Genomic DNA, 6,826 nt, shown 5'->3' on the forward strand with positions numbered 1-6,826 from the left:
CGACCGGTACCAGCAGTTCGACGTCTCCGGCTTCTTCGAACGTGAAGGTGATCGGAACGGTGAGCCCGGGACGGACCTCTTCGCCGATGCCGTTGAGTTCCACGACGACGAACTGCAGCGGGATGTCCGGATTCACGGCTGCGTTGTCGACCGGTGCGCCCGCGCCGAGCGCGGTCAGTGGAGCGATCTAGGTGCCGCCGGGCTCCTCACCCACGGTGATCGACGACGCGGCAGTGGTGGAGATGCGGGTGAGGGTGTCCGAGTTCGCCGAGTTGTTGTTGATGGCGATGAATCCGAGCTCGACCTTGCCGCCCGGTTCGATGGAGTACTCCTCGCTCTGCGGGTACACGACGTGGACGTTGCGCAGCGAGATGTCACCGACATCGGCGAAGTTTCCGTTGACCGCAGCGACCTGGGTGGCCGTCTGGGAAATCTGCCCGGCACTGCAGGAACTCAGTGCCAACACACCGCCCGCAGCGATGGCCAGTGCCGATGCCAATCGACGGGTCTTTCGGTTCGCAGTCGCAGCAATGAACGCAGTCACGTCGTCGTCCTTACAGTTGTGGCCGGTGTAGTGGGCGCGGGCGATGCGGCTGCGTCGGTCAGCCGATCCGTCATGTCCACTAGGCAGAGTAGTAGTCAACTCGCGACAGCGGATCGCTGGGGCGTAAAGAGGTTTCCGATTGTGTTCTCGACAACTTGGTTCGCGGGCGCCGAGTGACGCGGTTCGCAGACGCTCATCGGCGTGTTGACCGGCGTTTCGTGTTGCCTCCGCCACAGCGTGGAACGCCATTCGCAGACCCGTCGGATACACGTTCCGACGTCGGTGTCAACCCCATCGGAGACGGCTCGGCGCCCCTGACCTGCGCCGTTGATCTGAGCGCGTGGTAAACTGGGAAAATCGAAAGGGGCACGGGACACATGATTTTCAAGGTCGGAGACACCGTCGTTTACCCCCATCACGGAGCGGCGCTGATCGAAGCGATAGAAACCCGCACCATCAAGGGTGAACCACGAGAGTACCTAGTTCTCAAAGTCGCACAAGGCGACCTCACCGTTCGAGTTCCCGCAGACAACGCCGAGTACGTAGGCGTTCGCGATGTGGTCGGACAAGAGGGTCTGGACAAGGTCTTCCAGGTGCTTCGCGCACCACACACCGAGGAGCCCACCAACTGGTCTCGCCGGTACAAGGCGAACCTGGAGAAGCTTGCTTCCGGTGACGTCAACAAGGTCGCCGAGGTCGTTCGTGACCTGTGGCGTCGTGAACAGGATCGCGGTCTGTCGGCAGGCGAGAAGCGCATGCTTGCCAAGGCACGTCAGATCCTCGTCGGTGAACTGGCGCTGGCCGAGGGAACCGATGAGGCCAAGGCCGACACGATTCTCGACGAAGTTCTCGCTGCCGCTTCCTGAGCGGTGGCACGTTCCAATTCAGGTCCCGTCGTCGCGCTCGTTCCGGCGGCGGGCCGAGGTCTTCGCCTCCAACGTGGGGAACCGAAGGCCTTCGTCGAAATCGGGAACCGATCCCTCCTGCAGCGTTCGGTCGACGGCCTGATCGAATCGGGCGCCGTCGACCGAATCGTTGTCATCGCGCCCGCCGAGCTGGTGCAGCACACGTGTGATCTCCTGGGATCCGATGTGACCGTCGTCGAGGGCGCATCCGAGCGGACCGGTTCGGTTCGACTGGGCCTGGTCGCTGCCGAAGACGCGGGCATCGTGCTCGTCCATGACGCCGCTCGCGCACTCACTCCGCCGTCGCTCGTGGCACGCGTCGTTGCCGAAGTCCAGGCCGGACGCGGCGCCGTCGTACCGGCCCTTCCTGTCACCGACACGGTCAAAGCCGTCGACTTCATGGGCGCCGTCGTCGGGACGCCCGATCGAAGCACCCTGCGCGCAATTCAGACGCCGCAGGGTTTCCGTGCGGACCTGCTGCGGCGCGCGTACGACGCCGCATCCGACTCCGCTACCGACGACGCCGGTCTGGTCGAACGTCTCGGCGTGACGGTGCACACCATCGTCGGCGAAGCACTCGCTTTCAAGATCACCACGCCTCACGATCTCCTGCTTGCGGAGGCCATCATTGCCAGGGAGGGCACATGAGGGTCGGAATCGGCACCGACGTCCATCCCATCGCGCCAGGCCGGCCATGCTGGCTGGCGGGACTGCTGTTCGAGGACAGTGACGGGCTGGAAGGCCACTCGGACGGTGACGTCGCCTCACATGCGCTGTGTGACGCTCTGCTGTCCGCGGCCGGCCTCGGTGACCTGGGGTCCGTGTTCGGTACGGGACGGCCCGAATGGGATGGCGTCAGCGGGGCGGCCATGCTGACCGAGGTGCGCCGATTGCTGTCCGAGAACGGGTTCACCATCGGCAACGCAGCGGTGCAAATCATCGGTAATCGCCCCAAGATAGGACCACGGCGGATCGAAGCGCAGGAAGCGCTGTCGACGGTGCTCGGTGCACCGGTTTCGGTGTCTGCAACGACGACCGACGGTCTGGGATTGACCGGCCGAGGCGAGGGAATCGCGGCTGTCGCGACTGCTCTTGTCATGACGGAGTAAAAGCACCGGTAGCATTGCTGGTCGTGACCCTTCACTTGTACGACACCGAGACGAGGGCCCTGCGGGAGTTTTCCCCCTTGGTCCCTGGCCATGTATCGGTGTATCTGTGTGGGGCAACGGTGCAGGGTGAGCCGCACATCGGCCACGTGCGAAGCGGAGTCGCGTTCGACGTCCTGAGGCGCTGGCTGAGCGCGCAGGACTACGACGTCGCATTCATCCGCAACGTGACCGACATCGACGACAAGATTCTGAACAAGGCCCGCGACGCGGGACGCCCGTGGTGGGAATGGGCCGCGACGTACGAGCGCTCGTTCACGTGGGCGTACGACAAGCTCGCGGTCCTCCCGCCGTCGGCCGAGCCTCGCGCAACCGGCCACGTCACGCAGATGGTCGAGCTCATCGAACAGCTCATCGAATCGGGTCATGCTTACGCCGCAGAAGGCGACGTCTACTTCGACGTCGTGAGTTTCCCGGACTACGGCGCACTGTCGGGCCACAAGCTCGACGACGTGCATCAGGGCGAGAGCGCAGCATTGGGCAAGCGCGATCCGCGCGACTTCACCCTGTGGAAAGCGGCAAAGCCCGGGGAGCCGTCGTGGCCTACGCCGTGGGGGCGTGGACGACCGGGCTGGCACCTCGAATGCTCCGCCATGTGCAAGGCGTACCTCGGTCCCGACTTCGACATTCATTGTGGTGGTCTGGATCTGGTGTTCCCGCACCACGAGAACGAACGCGCCCAGAGTAAAGCGGCCGGTGACGGGTTCAGTCGCTATTGGCTGCACAACGGGTGGGTCACCATGGGCGGTGAGAAAATGTCGAAGTCGCTCGGCAACGTTCTCTCAGTGCCCAACGTGCTCAAAAGCGTTCGCCCACAAGAGCTTCGATACTATCTCGGCAGTGCGCACTATCGGTCGATGCTCGAGTACTCCGACACCGCACTGGAGACCGCAGCCGTGACGTACCGTGGGATCGAAGGCTTCGTGAAGCGAACCGTCGAACGCGCGGGCGAGGTTCCCCTCGGTACGTGGACCGACGACTTCGCCGATGCCCTGAACGACGATCTCGGGGTGCCGAAGGCTCTCGCTGCCGTGCACGCGACCGTCAAGGCAGGCAACAACGCACTCGAAAGCGGCGATCTGACCGGCGCCGTCGAATGGGCGTCGAAAGTTCGGGCGATGCTCTCGATACTCGGCGTCGATCCGCTCGATCCGCACTGGGCTGCCGACTCCGGTGACAACGACGCTGTCGTCGGCGCACTCGGTGTGTTGGTCGACGCCGAGTTGCAACGCAGAGCGCAAGCGAAGATCGACAGGGACTGGCCGACGGCGGATGCGATCAGGGATCGCCTCGCGAAGGCCGGAGTAGACGTGACAGACACCCCCAACGGACCCGTTTGGTCCGTCGGGGCAACCAGTAGTACCGACGAAGCAGGGCAGTGATGGCAGGCAATTCCAGTAGGCGCGGCGCAGTTCGAAAGACCGGCACCAAGAAGGGGCAGGTCGCCGGCTCCGGCGGCAACCGCCGCAGGGGTCTCGAAGGACGCGGCGCGACGCCACCGGCCGAGGCCAGGACCAAGCATCCCGCATCACGTCGCGCGAAGATGGCGGAGAAGTCCGCACAGAATCAGAGCGGTGGTAGGCAGGGCGGCGGGCGCGTCGCGAGCCGCAAGAACGACGACGCACCGGAGGTCGTACTCGGTCGCAACCCTGTCGTGGAGTGCCTGCGCGCGGGTGTTCCCGCGACGGCGCTGTGGGTGGCCGTAGGTACCGACAGTGACGAGCGACTCAAGGAAAGCGTCCAGCGTGCAGCCGACGCGGGCATCTCGATCCTCGAAGTTCCGCGGTCGGACCTGGACAAGCTCAGCGCCAACGGACTCCACCAGGGTCTGGCTCTGCAGGTGCCGCCGTACCGCTACGCGCACCCCGACGACCTGATCAGCGCTGCACGTACTCACCAGGAGCCAGCGCTCCTGGTCGCACTCGACAACATCACCGATCCGCGCAATCTCGGTGCCGTCGTACGGTCGGTCGCCGCGTTCGGTGGCCATGGCGTCGTGATCCCACAGCGTCGTAGCGCCAGTGTGTCGGCCGTGGCATGGCGTACGAGTGCCGGTGCTGCTGCCCGGCTCCCCGTCGCCAGAGCAACCAATCTGACTCGCACGCTGAAGGATTGGCAGACCAAGGGCGTCACCATCGTGGGTCTCGACGCGGAGGGTGACACCACGCTCGACGAGTTCGACGGCAGTGGGCCGGTGGCGGTCGTCGTCGGGTCCGAGGGCAAGGGACTATCCCGCCTGGTCCGAGAAACGTGCGATTCGATCCTGTCGATCCCCATGGCGGGTCCGGTGGAATCGCTGAACGCTTCGGTGGCAGCAGGGGTAGTGCTGGCGGATATCGCGAGGCAGCGCAGGCGCTGATTCCTGGCGGCTCCGCCGCCAGTGGCGTGGTTAAGTGCCCTGGCGGGCGCTTAACCACGCCACTGGGCGGGACGCCCGTTGCGCTGGGCGAACGCGCTACATTTCGGTGAAGCGCACGGAATCTCCCGGTCGCAACTGGCCCAGCACCGGTATGTCGGAGCTGTGCACCACCCCGATGACCGGGTAGCCACCGGTGACGGGATGGTCGGCAAGGAACGCAACAGGCATGCCGTCCGGGGGGACTTGCAGCGCGCCGACGACCATTCCCTCGCTCGGCAATTCCTTGGAACTCGTTCGCTTCAACGGAGTTTCGCCGGCGAGTCGCACCCCGACGCGGTCGGCGTCCGAAGTGACCACCCAGTCCTGGGTGAACAGACTCGCGGGATCGGTGAACCAGTCGGCGCGGGGTCCGAGGATGACGCGAATGGCGTCCGAACGCTCCGGTGGGAGTGCCCAGTGTTCGGCAGGCCACTCGGAGGACCCGTCGCCCACCGGGTAGTTGTCGCTCACCGCGACGGGCGCTGGGCCGAGCCCGGACATGGTGTCCGTGGACCTGCTTCCCAGTACGGGTTCGACGCCGATGCCACCTCGAACCGCCAGATATGTCCGCAGCCCGGACACCGAAGTGCCGATGAACAATTCGTCGCCGTCGGACAGGACGATCGTGCAGTACATGCCGTCGGCGACGCCGTTGACCGTGACTGGGCTCGGTGCGCCGGTCACTGCCGCGACGACGCGTCCGTGCGCGCGGATTCGGAGGCCGCCGAGAGTCGATTCCAAGGTTGCGCATCCAATTCCATTGCCAACCAGACGGTTTGCAGCATCGTGTGCGCGAACGTCGGCTGCGCCACTCCGGCCGACGCCGATCGCGGAGTGCCCTGGCCTTCCTCGGTCCTGCACGGTGCACAGCGGTCCCGACGCAAGAACGTGCAGTGAGCTCATCGTCTTTCGAACCGAACCGTGGCCCCCGGCTGCAGCAAGGCGGGAGGGTCGCGTTGTGCGTCCCACAGAGGTGCGTCTGTGCTTCCGATCAGCTGCCAGCCGCCGGGTGAGCTGCGCGGATAGATGCCGGAGAACTCCCCCGCGAGACCGACTGCGCCGGCAGGCACCGTCGTGCGAGGTGTGGTGCGACGCGGAACCTGTAGGCGTGCATCGGTGCCGACGAGATAGCCGAATCCGGGTGCGAATCCGCCGAACGCGACCGTCCAGGTCTGTTCCGTGTGCGCGCTGATCACGTCGGCCACGCTCAGGCCAGTAGCGTCGGCGACGTCGTGGAGATCCTCACCGTCGTATCTCACCGATATGACGACGGGTTCGGCAGTCGACTCCGTGGGGGCTTCGGCCGGTTCTGTGTCGCGCACCCACGTGAGTACTCGATCGCGATTTCCGTTGTGCCGCACGAGGACTGTACGTGCTGCCGGGACCAGATCCTCGACGTCCTCGATTGTATCGTCGATGAGCGCGCGGTAGAAGGCCATCGTTTCGGTCAGATCCGGAAATTCGACGAGAAGTGCGCGGTCCCCGGCGTCATGGACGATCATCAGACGAACGCTATGGCATCGATGTCGTTGTCGGACAGTACTTTCCGTACCGCAAACGCCATCTCGACCGCCCCCGGAGAATCCCCGTGCACGCACACCGACTCGGCATCGATGCCGATCGTCGAACCGTCGATCGCCTCGATGGTGCCGTCCCGAACCAGCCGAAGTACGCGGTCGGCGACCGTCGACGGATCGGACAGTACCGCGCCTGCGCATCGCCTAGTAGTACTTTGTTAGGTTGGGAATCTGTGGTGGCAGTGCGGGCAGGTTCCGATCCAGATGGCAAGTGCGCGTTGAAGAATGCGGAGTAT

At 65.0% G+C, this 6,826-nt stretch carries 8 protein-coding genes and 1 pseudogene; 5 read left to right on the top strand and 4 right to left on the bottom strand.

Annotated features, from left to right (window positions below; translation table 11 throughout):
* Nucleotides 1-544 (bottom strand): annotated as a pseudogene (locus A2J03_RS18590) (hypothetical protein); the annotation flags it as partial.
* 377 nt (nt 545-921) lie between these two features.
* Here A2J03_RS18590 and carD point away from each other — a divergent pair.
* From carD to rlmB, 5 genes are read left to right on the top strand one after another with little or no spacing between them, the layout of a single operon-like run.
* The gene (gene carD / locus A2J03_RS18595; RefSeq protein WP_068376833.1) at nt 922-1,410 is read left to right on the top strand and encodes an RNA polymerase-binding transcription factor CarD; all 489 of its coding nucleotides are present in this window, start codon (nt 922-924) and stop codon (nt 1,408-1,410) included.
* 3 nt (nt 1,411-1,413) lie between these two features.
* Complete coding sequence (gene ispD / locus A2J03_RS18600) at nt 1,414-2,097, top strand: 2-C-methyl-D-erythritol 4-phosphate cytidylyltransferase (protein ID WP_068376837.1); 684 nt, start codon at nt 1,414-1,416, stop codon at nt 2,095-2,097.
* Entirely contained in the window at nt 2,094-2,558 is a 465-nt protein-coding gene (gene ispF / locus A2J03_RS18605; RefSeq protein ID WP_068376840.1) for a 2-C-methyl-D-erythritol 2,4-cyclodiphosphate synthase, read from the top strand. Before ispD ends, ispF begins: the two co-directional genes overlap by 4 nt.
* A gap of 23 nt (nt 2,559-2,581) precedes the next feature.
* Complete coding sequence (gene cysS / locus A2J03_RS18610; RefSeq protein ID WP_068376843.1) at nt 2,582-3,997, top strand: cysteine--tRNA ligase; 1,416 nt, start codon at nt 2,582-2,584, stop codon at nt 3,995-3,997.
* Nucleotides 3,997-4,974 (top strand): 23S rRNA (guanosine(2251)-2'-O)-methyltransferase RlmB, encoded by a 978-nt coding sequence (gene rlmB / locus A2J03_RS18615; protein WP_068376846.1) that lies wholly within the window; start codon nt 3,997-3,999, stop codon nt 4,972-4,974. The genes cysS and rlmB overlap by 1 nt, the downstream gene beginning before the upstream one ends.
* Nucleotides 4,975-5,070: 96 nt before the next feature.
* Here rlmB and A2J03_RS18620 read toward each other — a convergent pair whose 3' ends face one another.
* Genes A2J03_RS18620 through A2J03_RS30060 form a run of 3 tightly spaced genes read right to left on the bottom strand, consistent with a single transcriptional unit; the run spans nt 5,071 to nt 6,715 of the window.
* Nucleotides 5,071-5,916 carry a biotin-dependent carboxyltransferase family protein gene (locus A2J03_RS18620; RefSeq protein WP_068376848.1) on the bottom strand — a complete coding sequence of 282 codons (846 nt, stop codon included), beginning with the start codon at nt 5,914-5,916 and terminating at the stop codon, nt 5,071-5,073.
* The gene (locus A2J03_RS18625; RefSeq protein ID WP_068376851.1) at nt 5,913-6,515 is read right to left on the bottom strand and encodes a 5-oxoprolinase subunit B family protein; all 603 of its coding nucleotides are present in this window, start codon (nt 6,513-6,515) and stop codon (nt 5,913-5,915) included. The genes A2J03_RS18620 and A2J03_RS18625 overlap by 4 nt, the downstream gene beginning before the upstream one ends.
* On the bottom strand, nt 6,515-6,715 hold the full coding sequence (locus tag A2J03_RS30060) for a LamB/YcsF family protein (RefSeq protein ID WP_231912604.1): 201 nt from the start codon (nt 6,713-6,715) through the stop codon (nt 6,515-6,517). The genes A2J03_RS18625 and A2J03_RS30060 overlap by 1 nt, the downstream gene beginning before the upstream one ends.
* Nucleotides 6,716-6,826 lie beyond the last annotated feature (111 nt).

This window comes from Rhodococcus sp. EPR-157, assembly GCF_001647195.1.
Classification (GTDB): Bacteria; Actinomycetota; Actinomycetes; order Mycobacteriales; family Mycobacteriaceae; genus Rhodococcoides.

What these genes read in the sequence shown, in the direction of transcription:
- ispF (WP_068376840.1), top strand. Translation starts at nt 2,094, where the DNA reads ATGAGGGTCGGAATCGGCACCGACGTCCATCCCATCGCGCCAGGCCGG.
- rlmB (WP_068376846.1), top strand. Translation starts at nt 3,997, where the DNA reads ATGGCAGGCAATTCCAGTAGGCGCGGCGCAGTTCGAAAGACCGGCACC.
- A2J03_RS18620 (WP_068376848.1), bottom strand. Translation starts at nt 5,916, where the DNA reads ATGAGCTCACTGCACGTTCTTGCGTCGGGACCGCTGTGCACCGTGCAG.
- A2J03_RS18625 (WP_068376851.1), bottom strand. Translation starts at nt 6,515, where the DNA reads ATGATCGTCCATGACGCCGGGGACCGCGCACTTCTCGTCGAATTTCCG.
- carD (WP_068376833.1), top strand. Translation starts at nt 922, where the DNA reads ATGATTTTCAAGGTCGGAGACACCGTCGTTTACCCCCATCACGGAGCG.